At 41.9% G+C, this 21,625-nt stretch carries 18 protein-coding genes; 12 read left to right on the top strand and 6 right to left on the bottom strand.

Annotated elements, in window-relative coordinates; genetic code table 11:
• Positions 1 to 130 precede the first annotated feature (130 nt).
• The 12 genes from ACO6S0_RS06775 (at position 131) to ACO6S0_RS06720 (ending at position 11,548) form a co-directional block, all read left to right on the top strand.
• Complete coding sequence (locus ACO6S0_RS06775; protein ID WP_420399334.1) at positions 131 to 796, top strand: hypothetical protein; 666 nt, start codon at positions 131 to 133, stop codon at positions 794 to 796.
• A 197-nt stretch (positions 797 to 993) separates the two neighbouring features.
• A complete protein-coding gene (locus ACO6S0_RS06770; protein ID WP_422351238.1) occupies positions 994 to 1,272 on the top strand; it encodes a hypothetical protein in 279 nt (92 codons plus the stop codon).
• A gap of 105 nt (positions 1,273 to 1,377) precedes the next feature.
• Positions 1,378 to 1,857 carry a hypothetical protein gene (locus ACO6S0_RS06765; RefSeq protein ID WP_420399333.1) on the top strand — a complete coding sequence of 160 codons (480 nt, stop codon included), beginning with the start codon at positions 1,378 to 1,380 and terminating at the stop codon, positions 1,855 to 1,857.
• Between the two features lie 244 nt (positions 1,858 to 2,101).
• Positions 2,102 to 3,622, top strand: coding sequence for an amino acid adenylation domain-containing protein (locus ACO6S0_RS06760; RefSeq protein WP_422351237.1), 1,521 nt, complete (start codon positions 2,102 to 2,104; stop codon positions 3,620 to 3,622).
• Positions 3,623 to 3,687: 65 nt separating this feature from the next.
• Positions 3,688 to 3,897 carry an acyl carrier protein gene (locus tag ACO6S0_RS06755; RefSeq protein WP_420399331.1) on the top strand — a complete coding sequence of 70 codons (210 nt, stop codon included), beginning with the start codon at positions 3,688 to 3,690 and terminating at the stop codon, positions 3,895 to 3,897.
• The gene (locus tag ACO6S0_RS06750; RefSeq protein ID WP_422351236.1) at positions 3,894 to 4,961 is read left to right on the top strand and encodes a 3-oxoacyl-ACP synthase III family protein; all 1,068 of its coding nucleotides are present in this window, start codon (positions 3,894 to 3,896) and stop codon (positions 4,959 to 4,961) included. The genes ACO6S0_RS06755 and ACO6S0_RS06750 overlap by 4 nt, the downstream gene beginning before the upstream one ends.
• A 6-nt stretch (positions 4,962 to 4,967) precedes the next feature.
• The gene (locus ACO6S0_RS06745) at positions 4,968 to 5,183 is read left to right on the top strand and encodes an acyl carrier protein (protein ID WP_422351235.1); all 216 of its coding nucleotides are present in this window, start codon (positions 4,968 to 4,970) and stop codon (positions 5,181 to 5,183) included.
• Positions 5,184 to 5,485: 302 nt separating this feature from the next.
• A complete protein-coding gene (locus ACO6S0_RS06740) occupies positions 5,486 to 6,724 on the top strand; it encodes a GNAT family N-acetyltransferase (protein WP_422351234.1) in 1,239 nt (412 codons plus the stop codon).
• A gap of 9 nt (positions 6,725 to 6,733) precedes the next feature.
• Entirely contained in the window at positions 6,734 to 7,927 is a 1,194-nt protein-coding gene (locus ACO6S0_RS06735; RefSeq protein ID WP_422351233.1) for a GNAT family N-acetyltransferase, read from the top strand.
• A gap of 11 nt (positions 7,928 to 7,938) precedes the next feature.
• Entirely contained in the window at positions 7,939 to 9,105 is a 1,167-nt protein-coding gene (locus tag ACO6S0_RS06730) for a GNAT family N-acetyltransferase (protein WP_422351232.1), read from the top strand.
• A 3-nt stretch (positions 9,106 to 9,108) separates the two neighbouring features.
• The gene (locus tag ACO6S0_RS06725; protein WP_422351231.1) at positions 9,109 to 10,563 is read left to right on the top strand and encodes an MBOAT family O-acyltransferase; all 1,455 of its coding nucleotides are present in this window, start codon (positions 9,109 to 9,111) and stop codon (positions 10,561 to 10,563) included.
• 4 nt (positions 10,564 to 10,567) lie between these two features.
• Positions 10,568 to 11,548, top strand: a complete 981-nt coding sequence (locus ACO6S0_RS06720; RefSeq protein WP_422351230.1) for a hypothetical protein — start codon at positions 10,568 to 10,570, stop codon at positions 11,546 to 11,548.
• 235 nt (positions 11,549 to 11,783) lie between these two features.
• On the opposite strand, the gene ACO6S0_RS06715 is transcribed toward ACO6S0_RS06720, so the two are convergent.
• From ACO6S0_RS06715 to bshA, 6 genes are all read right to left on the bottom strand, one after another.
• Positions 11,784 to 12,719, bottom strand: coding sequence for a type IX secretion system membrane protein PorP/SprF (locus ACO6S0_RS06715; protein WP_422351229.1), 936 nt, complete (start codon positions 12,717 to 12,719; stop codon positions 11,784 to 11,786).
• 21 nt (positions 12,720 to 12,740) lie between these two features.
• Positions 12,741 to 15,716, bottom strand: a complete 2,976-nt coding sequence (locus ACO6S0_RS06710; protein WP_422351228.1) for a gliding motility-associated C-terminal domain-containing protein — start codon at positions 15,714 to 15,716, stop codon at positions 12,741 to 12,743.
• 49 nt (positions 15,717 to 15,765) lie between these two features.
• The gene (locus ACO6S0_RS06705; RefSeq protein WP_422351227.1) at positions 15,766 to 18,507 is read right to left on the bottom strand and encodes an Ig-like domain-containing protein; all 2,742 of its coding nucleotides are present in this window, start codon (positions 18,505 to 18,507) and stop codon (positions 15,766 to 15,768) included.
• Positions 18,508 to 18,707: 200 nt separating this feature from the next.
• On the bottom strand, positions 18,708 to 19,892 hold the full coding sequence (locus tag ACO6S0_RS06700; protein ID WP_422351226.1) for an OmpA family protein: 1,185 nt from the start codon (positions 19,890 to 19,892) through the stop codon (positions 18,708 to 18,710).
• Between the two features lie 119 nt (positions 19,893 to 20,011).
• On the bottom strand, positions 20,012 to 20,461 hold the full coding sequence (locus ACO6S0_RS06695) for a hypothetical protein (RefSeq protein ID WP_422351225.1): 450 nt from the start codon (positions 20,459 to 20,461) through the stop codon (positions 20,012 to 20,014).
• Positions 20,462 to 20,464: 3 nt separating this feature from the next.
• Entirely contained in the window at positions 20,465 to 21,607 is a 1,143-nt protein-coding gene (bshA, locus tag ACO6S0_RS06690) for an N-acetyl-alpha-D-glucosaminyl L-malate synthase BshA (protein ID WP_422351224.1), read from the bottom strand.
• Between the last annotated feature and the right edge of the window lie 18 nt (positions 21,608 to 21,625).

The raw sequence follows: 21,625 nt of genomic DNA, 5'->3' as shown, positions 1-21,625 counted from the left end.
TACATTAAATTAAACAAATAGGGCAAATTTGATTCATAGAAAATACATAATTTCGCTATGAGCATTAAAACACCCCCGTTTAAATCAAAAAAATACAAAAGGTCTAGTCTGACCAAATAATACGGAGACAATGAGAAACATTATCATTTTAGGAACTGGGGGTTGCGCCTCGGAAGTCACATTCTACATAGAAGATCACAATACAAAAGTCCCTGAAGAAGAAAAAATCAATATTCTGGGGTACATAGATTATGCGGAGCACGTAAAGGACCATTACGAAAAATACAACTTTTCCGCTCCGGTCCTATGCGATATAGATTCCTATGAACCCAAGGAAGATGAGGAAGTTTTGATTGCCGTGATGAGCATTCCCTTTAGGGAAAAAATGATCAAGGCTTTAAAAGAAAAGAACGCCAAGATCGGAAGCTTTATCCACCATAGTGTGGTAATGGCAAAGGAATTGACCATTGGAGAGGGAAACATTGTGTTTCCGTTCTGTATCCTTGAAAAATATGCTACCATAGGGAGTTACAATCTTCTTACCTCCTATTGTTTTATTAGCCATGATTGTGTGGTGGGAGACAATAACTTCTTTTCAGTTGCCGGTGTAGCCGGATCTGTGAAAGTGGGCAATAACAATCAATTTGGACTACGCTCTTTGGTTATTCCAGGTATTGAGGTGGGCAATAACAATGTGATCCAAGCGGGTATGATCGTGGACAAAAATGTAAAGGATGATACCACCGTTTTCTATCGCTTTAAGGAAAAAGTGATGGCCATACCAAAGGTGGGCTAGATTTAAACCAGAGTCTAGTTTCATTTATCCGAACTAAGCTTGGCTTCTTGACATGCAGGAACGGGATTTCCATGGGTTGGTTTTACTTAAATTCAGTTGGATGTTGATTTGGTTCAACAAAAAACCTATTGATCATATACGATTTCTATCAGATGTAATCCAATGAAACAAAGGTTATTCCTATTGAAAACCCAAATATGAAGGGATTCTTTTCAACTCCAAAACATGCACATCATTCCGGTTGGATTTCAAAAACAATTTGGGCTGTTGCCATTTTGGGAGGATGGTCGATACTTTTAAGGCTTTCAACTGAAAAAAATTCGGTTGTCAGGAAGATGTATTTTTTTTGTAATGGTTTGGGAACCAAATCAAGGACCCTAAAATGTGATTTCAAAAGCAAAAAAATGAAAATCGTTTGTTTAAGTCCTCTGAATAAATTCCTACAAGCAGACCCATCAAGGTTTACAAAAACATGACTGGTTTGTAAGAACAATGAAATAACAATAATAGTTGTAGGCAAATCGTTCTAGCTGTTTAATTTTTAAAATAAATATTATATAACCCAAAACAACATTTCTATTATGAAAGAAGAATATCTGAAAAGTGTACAGACGATGGATGACATCATAAAAACCTCCTACGCATGCATAGGCGGGGAGCCAGGAGAGCCCAGAGATTGGGATTTCTATAGGTTCCTATTCCATCCTGAGGGCAAATTGATCAGTTATGAAAACGATTCAAACGGTAATATGAGACCTCAGTTCTTGTCTTGTAATGAATATATTGAGAGAATTGGGAAGTGGATGGAAACCACTAGAAAAACCGGTTTTTATGAAAGAGAAATTGGACGGGTAGAAGAAACCTACGGTAACATTGCGCACGTAGTGAGTACTTGCGAGTCTTTCCACAGCAAAGAGGACATGGCCGCCGGTAAGTCTTATGTGAGAAACGTACACAGCATTCAGTTGGCCTACTATCAGGAAAGATGGTGGATTCTAAGTATGTATTGGCAAAGAGCTACTCCAGAATTCCCAATTCCAGAAAGGTACTTGAAGTTCTAAAGCTCGATTACTGACTGTTTTAACTAGCTGTTCAAAGGCACCGCTTCGGTGTCTTTGAATGGTCAAGTTTCCAAATACATTTTGTCACCCCCAAATTTGTTAATCAGCAGAAAAGTAAGCAATCGGATTTCAACTGAGTTCGGCAACAAGCACAAAGATCATCCCCCTAACAATTGTATTCAGCTATGGAATGGTTTTCTTGTCGCCACAGATTTCAACCTTTTTATGTGTTTAGCGTACCATTATGATAAAAATTAACCTAATTGAATATTTCGAAAGTACCGTTGCTCAATTCCCGGATAAATTAGCGGTTGTAGATGGTACTTCCCAATTAACTTTCAAGGAGTTAACCCAAAGCGCAAAACTTATAGCCACCCAAATAGCTAAGAAAAGTGATGCCATTAACAGCCCTGTTGCCATCTATTTGCCAAAAACCAATGATGCCATCGCTTCATTTTTGGGTACCATGTACAGTGGTAACTGCTATACCCCGTTGGACACAAAAAATCCAGTTCCGAGAATTGAGGCCATACTAAAAGCTTTAAAGCCCTCATGCATCATTACAAACAACAAATTCTTGGCCAACCTTCAGAAATGTGATCTGGACGTTGACATCATCAATTTGGATGAACTCGATGGCAATGAGAAGGTAGACGAAAGTTTCAATTACAAAAAATGTGTGGATACCGATCCTGCCTATATTCTACATACCTCGGGATCTACAGGGGTACCTAAAGGTGTCGTTATCTCACATCTATCCATAATCGATTATATCAACTGGGTCGCTGACACTTTTGACATAACCGAAAACGAAAAAATAGGGAATCAGACCCCATTTATCTTTGATATGTCCACCTTGGATATTTATCTCATGATATTCAGAGGGGCAACACTTTATATCATTCCCGAACAAAAATTTATTTTCCCCGCCACCTTGTTGGATTACATCAACGAACATGAAATCAATTTCATCTTCTGGGTGCCGGCGGTCTTGGTCAATATTGCCAATCTTAAACTCCTGGATTCAAACAAGATCCCTACCGTGCAAAAGGTATTGTTTGGTGGGGAGGTAATGCCTCCCAAGCACTTGAACTATTGGATCAAAAGCTTGGAAAGGGAAATTGTTTATGGCAATATGTACGGCCCAACGGAAATAACGGGAACCTGTGTCTATCATATTGTAGATGATTCCTTTAATGAGGACGAGTCCTTGCCTATTGGCATACCCTGTAGAAATACAGATATCCTTGTATTGAACGATAAGGACGAGCTTTGCGAGGTAGGTGAACAAGGGGAATTATGTGTTAGGGGATCGTCCCTGGCCCTGGGCTATTGGAATAATTTTGAGAAAACCAATACGGTTTTTGTCCAAAATCCGTTAAATAAGTCAGTACCTGAAAGAATCTACAGGACTGGTGATATTGTCTTTTTAAACGAAAAAGGAGAATATATCTATATCGGAAGAAAGGATTTTCAAATCAAGCTTTCCGGATATAGGATCGATCTAGGGGAAATAGAACATTATATTTTAAGTGTTTTCGATACCATCAACGCCGGCGTGTTTTTTGATAAGGCGAATGAGGAGATCGTGTTGGTATACGAATCGGAAACCGAAATACCTGTAAAGGATTTCAGGATAAAGCTAAGGGAGGTATTGTCCAAGCATATGATACCTACCAAGTACATTAAGATGGATGTATTGCCCAAGTCAACCACAGGAAAAATTGACAGGGCCTTGTTAAATAAACAAATTAATAATATATAGGGTATCCTAAAAGATGCCCATAACTAACAATACGGTTCAATTTGAAAGATAAAATTTTAACATTCTTGACGGAGATCAGACCAGAATTTGATTTTTCTGAAAGCAGTAACTTCATTGAAGAAGGCATGTTGGACTCATTTGATATAGTGAGTTTGGTTGCTTCCTTGGATGAGGAATTCGGAATATCCATTGACGGTACTGAAATTTTACCTGAAAACTTTTCAAGTGTGGAAGGTATTATTCAATTGCTTAACAAAAACGGAGTTACGGAATGAACCTAAAATTTCGAAATAAGAAAATCACTGGGATTCTTACGGTTTTGCCTGAGAATGAGGTCAATTTTGATGATGAAATTGACAACTATGACTTCTCGCGGGCGCAATCCATGAAGCTTAAACTGATCATGGGTTATGGAAAGCGTAGGGTCGTAAAAGAGGGTACCGCAGTATCCGATTTATGCATTTATGGCATGAATTACCTTTTTGACAAAGGTCTTTTAAAGAAGGAAGACGTGGATGGTATCGTATTGGTAACCCAATCCCCGGACCATTTTGTTCCAGCTACCAGTCATATTATTCAAGGAAAGCTTGGTTTAAAACAGGATATGATGTTGTTGGACATTAACCAGGCGTGTTCTGGATATCCCGTTGGTCTTAACCAGGCCTTTATGCTGTTGGACCAGGAAGAGGTAAACAAAGTAGTCCTCCTGAATGCCGATATGATGAGTTGCAAGGTTTCTGCCAAAGATAGGGGTAGCCGTCCGTTGACAGGCGATGCAGCTTCCATTACCATCGTAGAAAAAGATTCCAATGACAGTACCATTTACGGTACCATAAACGTGGATGGAACAGGTGCAGAGTCGTTGATCATACCTGCAGGTGGATTCAAAATGCCATCTACACCTGAGACAGCTGAACTACACACGGATAAGAATGGAAATTCCAGAGCTTTGGACCATTTGGTCATGAAGGGCGATGACGTTTTTAATTTTGTGCAAAAACAAGTTCCTCCCATGATCGATAACTTACTATCAAAAGCGAATTGCGACAAAGAGGATGTGGACTATTACCTATTCCATCAGCCCAATAAGTTTATGCTAAAGAAGCTTGCCGACAAAATGGGAGTGCCACATGATAAAATGCCGCACAACGTGGTTGAAAACTTTGGAAATGCCAGCGGCGTTAGTGTTCCTACCGCCATTACTTTCAATTTAGCCGATAAACTATTGACAGAGTCGTTTTTGGTTTGCATCGCAGGATTTGGTGCCGGTTTGAGCTGGGCTTCCCTGCTATTGAAATTGGAAAAGCTCGATTTTTGTGAAATGATTGACTATAAATAACAACGAATGGAAAATTTTGAAACTTCAATTGCTGAATTGCTGGAAGAAGAGGCTGTAGGTCTAAGCGATGAACTTCAATCTTTTGAAGCTTGGGACTCATTGACCGTTTTGTCCATTATTGCCTTTTGTGATTCAGAATATAGTGTGCCATTATCTGCCGAAGAAATTGAAGGCTCAGGTACTGTTTCTGGGTTAAAAGAGCTGATAGAAAGCAAAATGTGATCCTGTTTCAGCTATGAGGAAGAGGTCGCAAATCCACTTGGCCCAAAAAGCCTTTCCCAGTGGAAAATTGCATGGATAGATGATGTAATCCAGTGGTTGTGGCGGATGGCCCCCATATATTGATTTTGGTAGTTACCTTTTGTTAGTTACATAAAGTCATTTTCCCCAAAGACAAGTACAACTGCCATGTTTGGTACCTGGTTAAATAACCTAGGGTTACGTGCAATCAATGGAGAAAAGAAATAACAAAAAAGGTGTACCGCACATTATTTCTAAAATGATGTGCAGCGCAATACTATAAAATGATCAATACCAACCCGTTCAATTCAACCACTTTTCTGTCTTTCTGGTCCAAGCATTTCTTGGGGGACAAGAAGGCCAACACTTTCAGTTTTGCCAAAAACCTTTCATTTTACGAGTCCAAGATTCCCGGTCTGCACATCAATGCTGGTAAAAATTTGACCAAGGGAGTACACTACGAATTCAACCCGAATTGCGGAAAAGAAGAAAAGGGCAAAACCTTTCTTATTTACGATGTAATTGATTTTGCCGCGTCAAAGGAGAATATCAAAAATAGTCCTTTGGGCCTATATTCGGTGAAACAATATCCCGGATTCCTGATAGAACTGGGTAACTTCAGCTCCTTGGATGACTATATGTCCAAGACCTTCAAAAAAAGTAGCCGCTATAAGCTGCGTAAGTACAAAAAAAGGCTTGAGGAGTCTTTCCATATTTCTTTCAAAGCCCATTGTGGTGAAATGTCAAAAGAGGAGTATGATGCTATTTTTGATAGTTTCCGAAACCTTTTGGAGAAACGCTTCGGAGAAAAACAAATATCCAACAATAACCTAGATCCCGAAGAATGGAACTTTTACAAAGACGTGGCCTATCCCATGATTTTGGAGAAAAAGGCTGTGCTCTTCGTCCTATACAACAACAACGAGCCTATTAGCGTAACCTTGGGCTACCTATCGGACAAGAGAATATTTGATGCCATTACGGTTTTTGACATAGATTATGCAAAGTTTCATTTGGGAAGCATCAAAATCATGAACTTAATAGACTGGTGCACCAAAAATGGTTGGGATATCCTTGATTTCTCCAAGGGTTATTTCGATTATAAAACACGCTGGTCCAACAAAAAGTTCCATTTCCACTATCACATTGTATACGATAAAAGCTCTTTTAAATCTCGAGTTTTGGCCTATACCCTTAAAAGTTTGTTTTCCTTGAAACAATACTTAAGGGAGAAAAAACTCAATGAAACCTTGCACCGATTTACCTATGCTTTGAAAAACAAGAAAAAGGAAAGTTTGGATTACCAATTTTTGGAGGTGGACGATAGGCATACCCAAAAAGAATTGGCACCTTTGGATCTTAGTTTATCGGAACATAGTTCGCTAAAAGGGATTTGCTATGAGTTTCTATATCTCCATCAAGAACATTTGGAAAATCTGAATGTATTTAAGATGGATGAAACGAACGAGTCCTTCCTTTTGGTTGGCCAAGACAAGAAAATGGGTGTAAAACTAAACGTGTAGTAAAAAGGTATGGGAATTGTCAAAATCTCCAGTTACAATTTTACCTTTTGCCTGTTTAAAGAACAGCATGTTCCACCTATTTACCAAAAGATTCGCAACACCCGAACGGGGAAAAATTATGTAAACCCCGAATCCACCCCCTCAAAGGCTTGGTTATCCAGAATTACGGAAATACGATGCATTCCCGAGTATCTAAAACCTGTACCACACACCCTTGATAATCGCCTTAAAGAATTAAAAATCGGCAGAATAAAAGGTTTTCATATTGATCTTACTGGATTTTCATGCGTAACGGACTATATGAACTCCAAAATGGGCTCCAAGCAACGAAGTCGATTAAAAAGTAGGATGAAAAGGCTTGAGTCCTGCTTTGATATCCGCTACGAGGTATACTTTGGAGAGATAGAAAAAGACAGGTATGAGGAGTTGTTCCACCACATGCAGGAACTTATTAAGCGTCGGTTTGATCAGATAGGTAGGGAATTCAATCAAGCTGGAAAATTAAAAGCCCTTAAAAAAAGAGGTTTTGACTTGATCTTGGATAAAAAAGCTTCTTTTCATGTCATCTATGCGGACTCCCGACCCATTGACATCTGCCTGAATTTTCATTTTCAGGACATACTAAATGGTGCCATTAGATCCTACGATATTGATTACGCCAAATTTGGACTGGGACATATAGACATCACCAAGCATGTGGAATGGTGTCTGGAACACAACTATGGCATTCTTGATTTTATGTGGGGAGACCAGCCCTATAAATATGATTGGTGCAACAACATAACCTATTTGGGTCATCATATTTACTATAATCCCAAATCAATAATACATCGGTTGATTGTTCCAATAAGGGTTTTGACCTATCGATTTAAGGATTACAAGGAGGCTAAAAAGGTTGAAAAGCAAAAAAAAGCAGCTCGAAACCGAACGGCCAACACAGCCAATCCTACGGAAAGACCTGAAATTCAGGAAATAGACCTACAGAACAAAAATAACACAACCCTGAGCGAACCCTATAAAGAGGTTAGCATTCATACGTCCACTTATTTTTGGCTTAAGCCCCTGGTTTTTAATTTTCAATATCAATATCGAGATCATTCCACGGACATCAGGGTAAGGGAGTTGGCCAATCTTCCAAATACATACCTTGTGTTGGGAAAAAATAAAGGTATCAAAGTCCAAAGGTCAACCCTAGAAGCGTAACCAACTGTTTTATGAAAAAAGAAAGTGTATCGCTATTTACTGACCTATATATAAAACAAGGGTCTATTTCCCAAGTGTATTCCCATATTGGGCTCTCGGACAGGCAAGACAACAACCTTATTCATCATTCAAACACCCCGGTTAAAGACAAAAAAATCTATTCCTTTTCGCATGTACCCGATCATCTTAAAATCAAGGTTTTTGATTCAGAAGGTATGACGGAAAGAATGTTCCCCACGGTGAAGGGTCATGCAATCCGATTGGAAGGTTATTCCAGTGCTGACGCTTATTTGCGCCATCAAAATAAAAAACAACGCGAAAACATTAACCGCGCGCGCCGTAGACTGGAAAGCTGTTTTGATATACAATACAAGCTGTTCCATCACCAAATAGAGGAAACGGATTACGAATTTTTAATGGAGCGCTTGAGATCCATGATAGTCCAAAGATTTGAGCAGCGTGGACAGAAAAGTAGCACCTTGGCCATCTGGGATAAAGTATATGCCACCTCCTTTGATCTTATAAATCAGGGAAAGGCCTCATTGTTTGTGGTATATGACAAGGATTTGCCCATAGCCTTTTCCTTTAATTACATCTATGATCGGCTGTTGTTTGGGTACATTTCTTCCTATGATTTGGATTACGGCAAGTTTAGTCTTGGTCAAATCGTAATCTATAAATTGTTGGAATGGTGCATGGATAATGAATTTATCCAATATGATATGGGCTGGGGCGATTTGGATTATAAAAAGTGGTGGTGCAATACCAGCTACCGCTTTAATCATCATTTTTATTACCCAAAGTACTCCATAAAGGGATTTTTACATGCCCAATTCAAGGGCAACAGATCTAGGATTTTGGCGTTTCTAATAGCTAAGGGAGTCAATACCCAGGTGAACAAAATCAAGAGAAAATTGAAGGGACAACCTATGAAACCCCATTTGGGTCCGCAGTACAGGTTTATGGATGTGGATTCCTCTAAAACAAGGGCATTGGACGAAATAAAGATGCATCATGAACAGTTACCTTTTAGCAAAAAAGTGATTAACGATTTTCTTTTTGCAACCCAGGAACATTCGGATCATGTGTCTCTCTATTATTCGGCTAACAAGGACCACTATATTTTAAAAGGCCAAACAAAAACAAAATCAATCCTATTCAATCCAACAAACCACTAATACATGTTATTTAATTCCATTGAGTATCTGCTATTCCTCCCTGCAGTTTTTTTCCTGTATTGGTTTGTGTTCAAAAAAAATGTTGTTGTACAGAATATTTTCCTCATTGGTGCCAGTTACCTCTTTTATGGTTGGTGGGATTGGCGGTTTCTGTTGTTGATTTTCCTCAGCACGGTTGTGGACTTTTTTGTTGGACAAAAGATTTACCAGAATATCGATGTTAAAAGGAAGGCCAGGTATTGGTTATGGGTTAGTATGGCCTTTAACATTGGCATGCTAGGTTTTTTTAAGTACAGTAACTTCTTTGTGGATTCCTTTATTGACCTCTTCCACACCTTGGGTTATGACATAAAGAGCACATGGACGCTCCAAGTTATTCTACCGGTAGGTATCTCCTTCTATACCTTCCAAACCATGTCCTACTCCTTTGACATTTACTATAAAAAACTAACCCCGACCAAAAACTTTATTGCGTTTACGGCCTTCGTGTCTTTCTTTCCGCAATTGGTTGCCGGACCAATTGAAAGGGCTTCCAATCTATTGTCTCAAATAGCGAATAGTCGGGTTTTTAATTATGCCCAGGCCAGTAGTGGTTTAAAGCTTATTTTATGGGGCCTTTTCAAGAAAATGGTCATAGCCGACTCTTTGGCCCCACTTGTGGATGATATTTTTGCCAATTACAGTACTTACCCTGCCTCCACCCTGGTTATGGGGGTCTGTTTTTTTAGTTTTCAGGTTTATGGGGATTTTAGCGGATACTCAGATATCGCGATCGGAACCGCCAAGCTCTTCGGGATTGAGCTCATGTCCAACTTTAAGTTTCCCAATTTCTCCAGAAATGTGGCAGAGTATTGGCAACGATGGCATGTCTCGCTATCCACTTGGTTCAGGCATTATCTGTATATACCCATGGGTGGGTCACGCGTTAGTAAGCTCAAGTCCGTAAGGAACATCATCGTCATTTTTGTGATCAGTGGTTTTTGGCATGGAGCCAACTGGACCTTTATCTTTTGGGGAGCGCTGCATGCCGTATTCTACATTCCCGTTTTCTTAATGGGCCGAAACCGAATGTATGCGCATAATGTGGTAGGTGAAAATAGGCTCTTCCCTACCCCATTTGAAATTTTTCAGGTGCTTTTGACCTTTGCATTGGTCACTTTTTCCCGAATTTTCTTTAGATCGCCCACCTTGACGGATTCCTTTCAATACATAAACCAAATCATCAACAACTTTACCTATGAATCCTACGTTAATCCCATGGGGTATAGGATGGTGGACTACTATGTGTTGCTGGCATTTTTTGTAATTTATGAATATCTGATTCGAAAAGACGAACGCAGTCCGTTCAAATTCAAATCCAGGACGGTGCGGTTTTTAATGTACACCATCATTGTCCTGGCCATGCTCCTATTTTATGATGATGGAGTGAACCGTTCATTTATCTATTTCCAATTCTAGCGGTATGAAGAAGTTAGTGTTAAAATTATTGTTATACATATTTCTGATTCTTCTGTTATTGGAGATTATGGTAAGAGCCTTTCATTTGTATGCCGAAGACCCCCCACGATTTATAGATGATTTGGGTGTGGAAAAGCGTGTGCCTGGATATCGGGGCTATTCGGTAACCGGAAATCGCAATCAAAATTTTTCCGAGTTCAACATCAACAAGGCTGGGTTTAACTCGCACAGGGAATTTACCCCCTCCAAGGATAAATATGAAATTGCATTGATTGGGGATTCCTTTATAGAAGGATTCCACCAGGATTTTGACAACTCCATAGCCGTTAAGATAGAAGCGCAACTGGATGATACCGAAGTTTATCAATATGGCTATGCAGGTTATGATCTGGCCAACCAAATGCATCTCATCCATGCCTATAAAGCGCAGTTTGACCTGACTGATGAAATTATCCTGTATCTCAACTATCAAAGTGATCTATACCGTGGTTCGTATGAACCCAATGTGGGACGAATCAAAAAGTTGTCCTCCACCATTTTTAAGGTAAGGGACAACATTAAGCTGCTTTCCTATAGTTCCAAAATTGGAGTCATTGACCCCATTAAGAACCTGTTGACCGGAAGATCTCTGGATGACAACCCCAACCAACGATTCCAGGAGCACTTGGAGAAACTGGAGCATCAAGAAACCCCGGAAACCCAAAAGGAGTTTTTGGACAACTTTAAAAGTCTCGTAGCGCTTTATGGTTATGATAAATGCAAGACTACCCTTTTGCTGGACTCCAGAAAAACCAGCGATTCGTTTTTAAGGTATTGCAAGGAAAACAATTTTAAGTACATCGATTTTGCACCTACCTTTGAGCTTTCTGAAGAACCGGTTACGCTGATTTATGATCGACATTGGAACAATCACGGGAGGGACTTGATCGCCAAGGTTGTTTCGGAATATTTTAAAACCTTGGACAGAGCCCAAGATTGCGAGTAGCGGTATGATGGAATCCTTAAACGCTCCCTTCAAACTTCCAAAAGGTACATTAAGCTTTTGGTAATAAAAATGGATTAAAAAGGAATCTAATCAAGTTTGCACAATAAATAAAGACCAAAGCGTATTAGATTCCAATATAGGTCATCTCTAATTCGCAACGGTCAAATTCATTATCAAGCGGTAAAAGAAAGGGCCTTGTTGGGAGTTGTTTTCCCCCAACAAAAAGGGGCCGTTTCTAATAAAAACGGCCGCTTACGTTTCTTCTATTGATTCTATTGATAAAGTCATATCTCAGAAAAACTTCGAATGACCCATCATTGAATTGTGTACTTCCCAAAGTAGATGTTTCCACGTCATAGGCAAGCCCTACTAGGAACTTTTCGGCAAACTTAACACCAAAAAGGGCGCTTACTGCGGAATCCAAACGATATGCCGCTCCTACAGAGAACTTGTCGTTAAAGGTCATATTGGCGGTCAAATCCACCTGAACAGGACCTCCACTTACAGCTCTAACCAAAAATCCCGGTTGCAGCACAAGGCTAGGATTAATTTCATATCTGTATCCAGAAATCAAGTAATAGGTCATTCTATCCTTGGCCAGGAAGGAAGTTCCATCGGAGGAATTATCAAAATGCTCCGTTTCCAACAAACTTGGCACAGAAACACCGGCAAAGAATTTTTCCTGATAGTAATACACCCCTAATCCCACGTTTGGCGAGAACTTGCTATCGATATTGGGTAGATTGGGTTCTACACCATAGTTTACAAGTTGGGTGAAATCCACATTCAGCAGTTCCCCACCAACATTCAGACCAAAGGCCAAACTACCTTCTCGGGAAGCTGGAATGGTATAGGAAAATGCGAAATTGAAATCGGTCTGCTGCACGGTTCCATCCCCAATGTTGTCATTGATTACGGTCAGTCCTCCACCCAATCTTTCAGATAAAGGGCTTTCTATGCTCACTGTTTGTGTTTTTGGCGCTCCATCCAGGCCAATCCACTGTGACCTGTGCAATGCCGTAACACTTAGGACGTTTCCTGCACCCGCAAAGGCTGGATTAACCACAATGGTGTTCAGCATATATTGCGTATACTGGGGATCCTGCTGGGCATTGGCCATATTGACAATTCCCAAAGCTGCGATTAACGTAATTATAATGGACTTTTTCATTGTAAGTTTTTCTTAAGTTTTTTATTGGTTAATGTACAAGTACCCAGAGGCATTTCTAGATCGTCCTTCATCTACATAATTGATTATATAGAAGTACACTCCGGCGGGTAGTACATTTCCTTTGTTAAGCGAAGCTCCAGTATTCGCAATTCCTGCAAAAGCATTGGAACTGTTGTCGTAATTATCCGTTCTGAAAACCGTGGCTCCCCATCGGTTAACGATTTCCACACTATTGTTGGCATACAATTCAATGTTCTCAATTCTGAATACATCGTTGATACCATCTCCATCGGGAGTCAAAATGGAATTCCCGATTTCAACACCACAGATAGTTCCTTGGGGTGGTGTCCCACCTTCCGAATCACATGGGTCCAATGGATCGGTCTCATCAGATACTTCCTGACCATCTTCAATGGTATCGCCATCGGTATCAGGATTATCAGGGTCAGTTCCCAAAGTAACTTCGTCATCGTCGCTTAGTCCGTCATTATCCCTATCACAGAAGGTATCCGGTAGTGGAGTACCTCCTATAGAGTCACAATCATCAAAAGGGTTGGTTCCATCAGTAACCTCTTGACCGTCATTGATGGTATCACCATCCGTGTCGGCATTGTAAACTTCGGTTCCAAGGGTAAGTTCCTCACTATTGGCTAGACCATCACCATCACAATCAGCTGCAGCCCAAATAGCATTTGCGGAATCATATCCAGTATAGCCTTGAGCTTGGGCTGGATCGCAAGGATCATTGGGATCAGTGCCATCATTTACCTCTGTATCGTCAAGAATTCCATCTCCATCGGTATCGTTGGATGCCTCATAGGGGTCAGTACCGTTGGTCACCTCGTCCCCATTGGTTACGCCATCACCATCGCAGTCTGCGGCCGCCCAAGTTGCGTTAGCAGCATCATATCCTGTATAACCTGGAGCTTGAACCGGATCGCAAGGATCTGCAGCATCCGTTCCATCATTAACTTCGTTATCATCATCTATTCCGTCACCATCCGTATCAATCATCTGATAGGGATCTGTGCCGTTGGTAACTTCCAAGCTGTTCACCAAGCCATCACTGTCACAGTCTGCGGCCGCCCAAATGGCGTTGGAGGCATCATATCCTGTATATCCTGCGGCTTGAACTGGTAAACAAGGATCTAAGGCTTCAGCAGGTGTTGCCTCGGTGCCATCTCCAATACCGTCACCATCTGTATCCGCGTTGTATGGATCAGTTCCGTTAGTGTCCTCATCACCATTGAGCACGGTGTCACCATCACAATCCCCGGCAGCCCATAAGGCATTGGTGGCATCATAGCCGGTATAGCCAGCTGCTTGGACAGGAAGGCAAGGATCAACTGCTTCAGCAGGAGTAGCTTCGGCATCGTCGGTGGTACCATCACCATCTGTATCGGTATTATAAGGATCAGTACCGTTCGTATCCTCGTCTCCATTTAATATGGTGTCGCCATCACAATCAGCCGCTGCCCAAATGGCATTGGCGGCATCGTAACCAGCGTAGCCTGCTGCCCTGACAGGTAAACAAGGGTCCAGAGCTTCAGCTGGTGTAGCCTCAGCGCCATCTCCCGTACCATCTCCATCTGTATCAGCATCATATGGGTCGGTACCGTTGGTGTCCTCATCCCCATTCAAAACCGTATCACCATCACAGTCGCCAGCAGCCCAAATGGCATTGGTAGCATCGTAACCCGTATAACCTGCCGCTTGGACCGGAAGACAAGGATCAACTGCTTCAGCAGGAGAAGCCTCAGTGTCATCAGTGGTACCGTCACCGTCTGTATCCACATTATAGGGATCGGTGCCATTGGTGTCCTCATCGCTATTCAAAATAGTATCGCCATCACAGTCCCCCGCAGCCCATATGGCATTGGTGGCATCATAACCAGTGTAGCCAGCTGCCTGGACAGGAAGGCAAGGGTTTAGGGAGTTTGCACCATCCGTGACATTATTCACTCCATCTCCATCGTCATCACATTCATCCGAAGTAACGGCGGCATTGGTACTGCTTACATCCGCTTGTCCAGCTCCCGCAATGGTTGGAATACCATTGGCATCCACTGTGTCCCCTAAACTATCGTCTGCATCCACATCAGCCAAAGTAAAGCCACCATCTCCTTCCAATGCATCCACACAAGTATCGTTATCACTATCTGTATCAAAATGATCCGCAACCGTATCACTGTCAAAATCCCTATAGGCACAGTCCCAGGTCATGTCTGAAATCAGGAATGCCATAAATTGGGCACTGGTGCTCACTTCTGTGGTCAAAAAGGTAAATACCACCCGGTCGACCGCCTTGCCCAATGTGAAATTGACATCACCAATATCGGTGTTCCCAGCAACTAGAGAGTTACCTTCAAAAACCCCACCACCCAGGTCGTCTACGGCACTTCCAAATGTATACTCGGTAGGATCCAATGCAAGGGCAGCCCCCTCCTTGAAAATACTGACAGTCAGTCGTTCAGTGTATGGATTACCGGCTGGGGCCTCTAAAGTTGTACGTTTGTCGATGTCCACAGCACTAAAGGAAAGTCCCGTGACTGGACGATCAAACCTTATCTCATAAACTATCGGACTATCATCCAACTGTCCAATCTGAGACTGGAGTAACAGACCATCGGTACCATTGAAAGCCTGAGTGTTGGCATTGTAGTTTGCCACTGTGACAAAATCTGTATTCGAATTGTCGGCTGTGACCACGGTGCCATCAATGGTCGTGCTGGCAACGGAGGAAAAGTCATCTTCGGGGTCGCCACCCGTCCATACAGGAGGAGTGCCCCATACCAAAGCCGAACCCCCAACAGGGCAATCGTACTCATCAACATCCAGAATCCCGTCATTGTCATCATCAAAATCCGCACCGTTCAGGACTCCATCCCCGTCAAAATCCTCATTGTCTGCCGTTTGGGCTAAAGCAGCTGAGCTTATCAAAAACATTAGAAAGGTCAATAAAGTAATCCCTTTCCCTTTTAAAATTGAATGAATCATCTGGTTATTTATTTATCATTTTTTCGTTAGTTCTTATTGTGTGTCCTTTTCACTTTTTAATGACCTTATAATGGGTCAGTGAATTTATGGTGGTCACTGTCAAAAAGTAAACTCCTTGGGACAGTGACGAGATATTCGTTTTAACAAATCCGTTTACATCTGTTTCCTGTGTGTCAACGGCAACCAAAGCCCCGTTGGTGTCAAAAATGCTTAATTGCACTTTTTCAAAACCTTCAATCCCCACATACACATTCAAATCAGATTCATCTATGGGATTGGGATATACATAACCTTTTAATCCAAGAATGATCAACTTTTCATAAGTACCTTGGCACTCTTCCTCGGTACTTATTCTTACTTCGTTCTCATTCTTGTTCAGGTTCAATGTGATATCACTCTCGGACGTTTTAAAGATTTCACCATTGAGTTCCACCGTATACAAGTTCGATCCGGAAAGTTTCAATTCCACCTGATTCTCTGCCGTGACTGCACTGAGATCCACACTTAATGGTTCAATGCCTTGCACTTGAAGGGTATAACACTGTTCAAAATTGAAAGCACCTGCTATGGTAATACACAATCCATAAGTTCCCGAGGGGAGGTTCCCAAACTCCAAATTTTGTGTGAACTGCTCGCTTTCAAGCTCCGTTCCCGCATCATTTGTTAGTACCGCAGTATAATTTAAAATGGCTTTGGCACTTACCGAAATACTCCCATTTCCGCTTCCTATACAGGACTCACCAGTTACCATGACCTCGAAATTATCGGCATCCAAGGGAATGGTACATCCATCTTCATCTACTACAGCACCAGGGGCGGTGTCATCACAGTCATCTTCCAAATTTGGTATCCCATCGTTGTCCATATCATCATCACAACTATCCCCTATTCCATCCTGATCAAAATCTTCTTGCCCTGGATTGGGAGTTTCGGGGCAATTATCATCTTCATTGGCAATTCCATCATTGTCCATATCATTATTCGAAGAAAAATCATAGGGATCAGTTCCGTTAGTGACTTCATCTCCGTTGCTCGATCCGTCTCCGTCACAGTCCGCGGCACTCCATATACCGTTTGAAGCATTGTAACCCATGTATCCGGCACTTTGCACGGGATCACAGGGATTGTTCAAATCCGTTCCATCGTTGGTCTCGTTATCATCATCAATGCCATCGCCATCGGTATCACCCGAAATCTGATAGGGGTCGGTCCCGTTGGAATCCTCGTCCCCATTGCTCACCCCATCACCGTCACAGTCCGCAGCACTCCAGATACCATTGGAAGTATTGTAACCTGTGTATCCCGCACTCTGCACGGGATCACAGGGATTGTTCAAATCTGTTCCATCATTGGTCTCGTTATCATCATCAACACCGTCGCCATCGGTATCACCCGAAACCTGATAGGGGTCGGTCCCGTTGGAATCCTCGTCCCCATTGCTCACCCCATCACCGTCACAGTCCGCAGCACTCCAAATACCATTGGAAGCATTGTAACCTGTGTATCCGGCACTCTGCACGGGATCACAGGGATTGTTCAAATCCGTTCCATCATTGGTCTCGTTATCATTATCAACACCGTCGCCATCGGTATCACCCGAAACCTGATAGGGGTCGGTACCGTTGGAATCCTCGTTCCCATTGCTCACCCCATCGCCATCGCAATCTGCTGCGCTCCAGGTGCCATTGGATGCATTATATCCCGTGTATCCAGCTGCCTGAACTGGGAGGCAAGGATCAAGCGCCTCTGCCGGACTAGCCTCAAGATTGTCCGTTATGCCATCACCGTCTGTATCATCGTTCACCGTAATAATTGCAGTATCGGTGTAGCCTCCATCATCCGTAGTTACGGTAATTGTTGCTGTACCTGACGACTGGGTGTTTACCTCCCCATTGGTTACCGTTGCAACGGCTAAATTATCACTGCTCCATGTTACCGTTTGAGTGGTAGCGTTATTTGGAATTACGGTCGCAACCAAGGTTACGGATTCTCCAGTGGTCAGGCTTTCTGCGTTTGAAGAAAGACTTACCCCTGTTACCGCAATATTTGAAGTTAAGGGGTCTGGCACTGCTCCACCATTGACCCAATATGATGCCCTTCCACTCATAAAATCAGATAGAAGTGTGCGTCCGGGCACAGAAGGATGAATACCATCAAAACCAGGTCCTCCTATATCAAAATAGGTGGTATAATTTTGATGGGTGAAATTGTATAGGTCGACAATGGGATTGCCATCAATATTAATCTGTGAAGGGGTATTGGCCAGTATTTTTGGAATCAAAATTTCCTGGTTGTAAGGTAAACTTCCCAATTCCTCGTTGGTATGGATATCATCTTCAATATCATAAGTCCTAAAAGTAATGGGCATAAGGATTACATCCTCTTTTCGTGTTTGCCCTATTGCGGTAATCAGCGCATCGTAATCATCGCTAATACTTTGAAGCTCTGCAGGGGTGGCCGTACTGTAAGGTCTTGTAGTACTTACATTGTTGCCCCCAATATGAATCATGAACAAGGTATTGGTCGTGTACGTGCTCATGGCCGTTTGCACCTCAGTAATTATATCATTGATTTCATAACCACTAAAACCGTAGCCATATACATCGACATTCACTCCATTGGCCTGCCATTCTGATGTTCTGGTAGCATTGGGATTGTTTAGGTCCCGTCCAAAAGTCTGTTCAACAATAGAGGCACCAATGATAACAACCTTGTCATATTGGCCAAAGACCGATGATGAGATAATAAAGGTAAGTAGCAGTAAAAATTTACCAAATACTTTCTTTTTCATGTCTTAATTAGTGTTCTTGTAGGCCAACCAAATGGGGTGAAAATACCCATTGCAATCATTCCATCGGCAACCTTCTAATTTAGCTTCTTTTTTTTAAAGATTCTTCACATATTTTAAGTTGCAATCTTCTTTAACTTTTAGCTTTTATCTTGGAGGTCTGAACAAAATCCCTTTGCTTCAAACCACGATCAGGATTCCCATTAATCCAATGCTTGGATAACAAACTCTGACCTTCTATTTTTAGAATGCTTTTCCTCTGAACAAGGTGTATTGTCATCACATTCATTTATCAATTTGCTTTCTCCAAACCCTTCATTCAGTACCTTGTCTTCAGATACTCCCTTGCTCACTATATACTCCCATGTACGTTTGGCCCTTCGTTCCGATAACCATTGGTTGTACTGGTCGCTTCCCCTAGAATCCGTATGTCCTTCAATTTTAATTATCAAAGATGGATTTTCTGTTAAAATCTGGGCAAGCTGGTCCAGTACTTGCTTATCCTTTCGGGTCAGATAGGAAGAGTTCAAACTAAAGAATACATTACCAAGGCTCTCAATATCACTTCTTATCTTGGCTCGACGGGCTTCTTGGGCTTCTTTTTTGGCTTTCTCAGCGGCTGCCAAGTCAGCTGCCTCTTGTTCTCTTTTCAAACGTTCTGCCAGCAGGCGCGCTTCTTCCTCTGTTCTTTGCTGTTCCGCTATGGAATCTTGGATGCGCTGTTGCTCTTTTTCTATTTCGTCCAACAATGCCTTCTTTTCTTCACCTTTTCTGGAAAGTCCTTTTTCGGTTACAAAACGATAAGCCAACCCAACAGCATGCTGAATGTGATTGGAGGAGTTTTCGGTATTCATGGTCCATTTACCTGTGGAGCTAAAATCCAGTCCCCAATGCTCCGAAAACCAGGTTCTAAAGCCCAAAATGGCATTATATGTTCCCCTGCCTTGATTATTGGCGTCCGTATAACCCGCTCCAACGCCCACATACGGGTCAAAGAAACCAGTTTCCCCCAAGATCATATTTAAATCATAGCTGATTCTAAAATCCAGCCCAAGATAGTCTATGTCCTCTGTGTTGATTTGATTGTCCACCACCTTGCCCTCTTTGTACTTGTTATAAGTGGCAATTGCTTCCAAACCAATTCCGTTTTTAAGATACCTCCCTATGCTGATCCGAGATGGGTAAGGAACAGCATTCCAGCTGTCCTCAATATCAAACAGGCTTCCAAATTCGTCACCGGAATCGTCAACGAAATTGGTTCCCACGGTAAAAATCCAAGAACTTTTTACGATACTGTCCTTTGCAGTCAATTCTGGCCGTTCCTGTGCATTCAAATGAAGAGAAATCAAGCACATAGCTAAAACGAGCGGCGTTGTCAAAGTTTTCATAGCTGTGATTTGAGGTTATCTATGACAAAACTAAATTAAAGGGGGCAATTTACCAGTTTTGTACTTTCAAGTACCTCAATTTTTCGATAATAAGATGAAAGGCAAAAAGTATCGATAAGCTACCTCGCAACTTTCTGAATATCTACCTTTTTGGTAGTCAGAGGCATCTTAAATACGTAGAAGGGATTTGAAATTACGGTGGTTTGAATTTCTTCTTTGGAAGCACTGCCCAATTTCAGTGCCAAAGACATGTCCGTATCCGTTTCGGCAACCCGTGAAATTGCTGGTTTTGGTTGACCTTGATAATCGCCCAAACAAACCACAATAACCATTTCCCGGGAAAAATCCACCTCAGGTACGGGAAGACCAGGTTTTCTCGTTCTGTTGATTCGGGAGTAGAACTTGTTAAGGGACTTGGCATCCTTTATGGCATCTGCTTCATATTCCTGTATGCCGCTAAAACCATCCTGGGCTATCAGTACAATGTCTGGGTCGCCTTGGGACCGACCCTCTTTCTGTGCCTTACAGGAAGCCATGCAAACCAGTATGATCAACAGCGCGTACTTCATACATCAATAGGTGTTCTTGAATCTGTACTTATAGGCTTTTTCGTAAACCTCTTCATACAAGGGCAAAATATTCAAAATATCGAACTTGGAGGCCACCTTGAAGGCATTTTCCTTGAACTTGTCCAAAACTTCATCATCACGAAGGATTTCCAATGCTTTTGCTGCCATGGTGTCCACATCCCCAATATCTGCCAAATAACCTGATATTCCTTCTTTGTTCACCTCTGGAATACCTCCAGTGTTACTGGATACGACCGCTACCCTATTGATCATGGCTTCCAAGGCTGCCAAACCAAAGCTTTCTGATTCCGAAGGCAATAAAAACAAATCACTAAAACAGAGAATCCTATCAATTTCTGTGCTATTCCCCAGGAAAACCACTTTTTCCTTGATTCCCAAATCGTCGCACTGTTGTTCAGCGTATTCCTTTTCCGGTCCTTCGCCAACCATAATCAGTTTGGCCGGAATTTCCTTTTGCACCTTATAAAAGATGTTGATGACATCCGGGATGCGTTTTACCTTTCTAAAATTACTGATGTGTGTGATGATCCGCTCATCATCATTAGCCATTAGCGACCGTTGGCAATCTGTGTAATCCTGACTGTATTTGGAGCTGTCTATAAAGTTAGGGATGACCTCTATTTCCTTTTCAATGGCAAAGGTGTCCAAAGTATTCTGCTTCAATGCTTCGGAAACGGAAGTGACAACATCAGATTTGTTAATGCTAAAGGTAACCGCCGGTTTGTAAAAAGGATGTTTCCCCACCAGGGTAATATCTGTACCGTGCAGAGTAGTGATCATAGGGATAAAAATCCCTTCCTCTTGCAGCATCTTTTTAGCCATAAAACCAGCGTAGGCATGCGGAATGGCGTAATGCACATGCAAAAGTTCTATGCCGTAGAATTTAACTGTATCCACCAACTTGCTGGACAAAGCCAATTCATAGGGTTGATAATGAAATAAGGGATATTCCGGCACATGCACTTCATGAAAATGGATGTTGTTACCCAACAACTCCAGACGAACCGGCTGTTTATAGGTTATAAAATGTATCTCGTGTCCGCGTTCGGCCAGGGCAATTCCCAATTCGGTAGCTACAACACCACTACCTCCAAAAGTGGGATAACAAACTATTGCAATTTTCATAGGAACAAATCTAAAGCA

The sequence above is a fragment of the Flagellimonas sp. genome (genome assembly GCF_965233845.1).
Taxonomy (GTDB): domain Bacteria; phylum Bacteroidota; class Bacteroidia; order Flavobacteriales; family Flavobacteriaceae; genus Flagellimonas.
The sequence above is the reverse complement of the archived record's forward strand: the minus strand, read 5'-3'. Positions and strand labels throughout refer to the sequence as shown.